Annotated in this window: 2 protein-coding genes; both read right to left on the minus strand. The window is 66.6% G+C overall.

The features are described from left to right. Positions 1–46 precede the first annotated feature (46 nt). The gene (locus ACFTZB_RS44645) at positions 47–748 is read right to left on the minus strand and encodes an SDR family NAD(P)-dependent oxidoreductase (RefSeq protein WP_378442284.1); all 702 of its coding nucleotides are present in this window, start codon (positions 746–748) and stop codon (positions 47–49) included. 53 nt (positions 749–801) lie between these two features. Beyond that, entirely contained in the window at positions 802–2,703 is a 1,902-nt protein-coding gene (locus tag ACFTZB_RS44650; protein ID WP_378442286.1) for an APC family permease, read from the minus strand. Positions 2,704–2,942: the final 239 nt, after the last annotated feature.

A 2,942-nucleotide genomic window follows, 5' to 3' on the forward strand; every position in this document is an offset into this window, starting at 1 on the left:
GCCTCGCGCAGTCGTACGAAACAGGACGTCTCCGCCGGGCTCGACGTCAGCGAATTACATCGCCGCCGGAGAGCACAACGGTTTCCCCGGTCATGAACGACGACGCCCGGGTTCCGAGGGTGAGCACCCAGTGGGCGATCTCGTCGGGCTGGGCCACGCGTCCGAGCGGAATGGACCGCGCGGCCTCGGCGATGCGACCGGTGGCCTTGTTGCCGGGGGTGTCGACCCAGCCGGGGGCGATCGCGTTCACGCGGATGCCGTGGGGTGCAAGTTCGAGTGCAAGTTCCTTGGTGAGCATGACGATTGCGGCCTTGGACGCGCCGTAGAGGAGTTGGCCCGGGGAGACGGTGAATGCGTCGACCGAGGCGAAGTTGACGATCGCGCCACCGTGTTCCATGCGGGTGCGGGATTCGGCGATGACGTTGAGGGTTCCGAGAACGTTCACGTCGAAGGTGAATCGATAGAGTTCCTCGGTGAAGGTGTCGAGGGTGCTCGGGGGGTAGATCCCGGCGACATTGGCGACCAGGTCGACGTGCGCGCCTGCGGGTACACCCTCCGCGATGGCGTCGGCGACGGCGTCGCGGTCGGTGATGTCCACGGAGAGTTCGCGGAGGTTGCCGGATCCGGTCCGGAGGTCGCTCTCCTTCAGGTCGAGGGCCAGGACGTTCCAGCCTTCGTCGATCAGATGCTGAGCGGTGGCGTGTCCCATGCCGCTTGCTGCGCCGGTGACGATTGCGGTCTGTGTCATTGCGGTTGTGCCTGTCTCGTGTGTGGTGACGGAAGGGGGCGGAGGAACCGAGTTCACGGTGCGGTCAGGCTCGGACCCGGCCCGGTGGAGGCGACGGGATGGTCGCCCGAGGTCGGTTGCGGATCGAGCTCGTCGATCCCGGGAGTCCGGAATCCGGTTTTGACTGCCCAGTAGAAGGCGATCAGTCCGACGACCACCGCGGACAGGGTGTCGGCGGGGAAGACGAGCCACGGTGCGGCCAGGGGACCGTACTCGCCGATGGCGGAGACGATGAGCAGCCCGAGCAGGAGGAAGACCACCCAGTGCCCGCCGGTCAGGTGCCGTCGGCCTTCCTCGGTGCTGATCCGGTGCATCGCGAACAGGAAGCCCGTGCAGAGCGCGACCATCAGAAGCAGCCGGGTGAGAAGGGCGGCGGCCGGGGGTGCGGCGACGGCGGCGGGGGCGAGCAGGTATCCGCTGGTGGCGGTGACCAGAGCCCAGCCCACCACGAATACGGCGGCCACTGCTACCGACGGTGCGAGTCGGGTCCAGCCCATCTGCGCGGAGTAGCAGACGCTGTAGATCACCATGCCACCGAGCAGGATGGTGCTCAGGTTGAAGAGGGTGATGAAACCGCACCAGTAGATGATCACGGTGGCAGCGACGAAGCCGGCGGGTGCGAGAAGCCCGGGCGCCGGGAGCCGGAACGGGCGAGGCAGGTTCGGCGCGGTCCGTCGGAAGACGACCAGGGCGACGGATGCTGCGATGGTGCTCAGGATCAGCGCGGAACTGATGAATCCGACGAGCCGATACCAACTCGGTGCGGGTAGGAAGAACAGGCAGCCGACGACGAAGGAGACGACCGCGGAGACGGCGGGGACGCCGTGCCGGTTCACCTTCGCCATGATGCGGGGGAAGAAGTGGTTGACGGCGAGTCCGTAACCCACACGGGCGCCGTTGCCGAGGTAGATGTAGCCGGCGGCGCCGGGGGAGAGGATCGCGTCGAGAAGCAGCACGGAGACGAATGCGCCCAGCAGGGCATATCCGGAGGAGTGGAGTGCGGCGGCGAGCGGGCCGTCGGCCCACGAGCTTCCGGCGAGGGCGACCCAATCCCCGGCGGGCACACCCGCATCGGCCCAGTCGATCGCGCCGAGGAACGCGATCTGCAAGCCCAGGTAGATGGCGAGCGGGACAACGACACACCCGACGGTTCCGAGGGGAATGTTGCGGCCGGGTCGGCGCACCTCGCCGCCGAAGTCTATGACACCACGGAAACCCATGAGCGCGAGGGCGATACCGGACACCGCGACTGCCTCGAACATCGATCCGGCACCGCCGCCGGCAGGGTCGCCGAAGAAGCCGTAGGACGTGAAGTTGGAGCCGTCGAAGGTCAGGAAGAGCAGCAAGAACGTGGCGGTGGGAATGATGATCTTCCACCAGGTGACCCAGCGGTTGCATTCACTGAGCAGCTTGACGCCGAACAGGTTGATCGCCAGGAACAAGATCATCAGGGCCGTCGCGGCCAGGATTCCCCGCGGCCACGAGAGCATCGAGACCCCGTCGCGCACGGTAAGGAGGCCGAGATCGGGAAAGATGCCGCCGAGGTAGGTGAGCGCGGCCACGGCCTCGATCGCGGGCAGTGAGACATTGGCCAGCCAGTACGACAGGCCCAGAATCCAGCCGGCGAGTCCGCCGTTGGACAGGTACGGGTAGCGGGCGATGGCGCCGCTGACCGGGATGGTGGATCCCACTTCCATCCAGGCCAGCGCGATCACCATCGTCAGTGCGCCGCCGATGAGCCACGAGACGATTGCCGAGGGGCCGGCGATCCCGGCCGCGGCCAGGACGGCGAACAACCACCCGGAGCCGATCTGGCCACCGACGCCGATGAACATCGCCGCCTGCAGCGACATCTTGCGTTGGAAGTGGCCGTCACCGGGGGGTGTCGAAGTACATGTCTGCCCGATAGTCGTCATTGCATTCCTCCGTCCACTCCCGAGCCAGGTCGTCGGGGTGATTGATGGCAGCTGATCCCGGATCGGACCCGCGTGAGCTGCGCGGTTGCGAATCCGTGTCCGGGATGCCGACGAGTGTTCCGCGCCGGTTCGCTATCGGTGAAGCCGATATTTCCGATGGCTGCTCAAGGGATTCCCTTGAGTAAGCAGCGGCTGATCCTTGCCTGAGGGGAAGTGTGCAGGTCAGCGCGGTGCGAAAG

The sequence above is a fragment of the Rhodococcus sp. NPDC057014 genome (genome assembly GCF_042673295.1).
Classification (GTDB): domain Bacteria; phylum Actinomycetota; class Actinomycetes; order Mycobacteriales; family Mycobacteriaceae; genus Rhodococcus_F.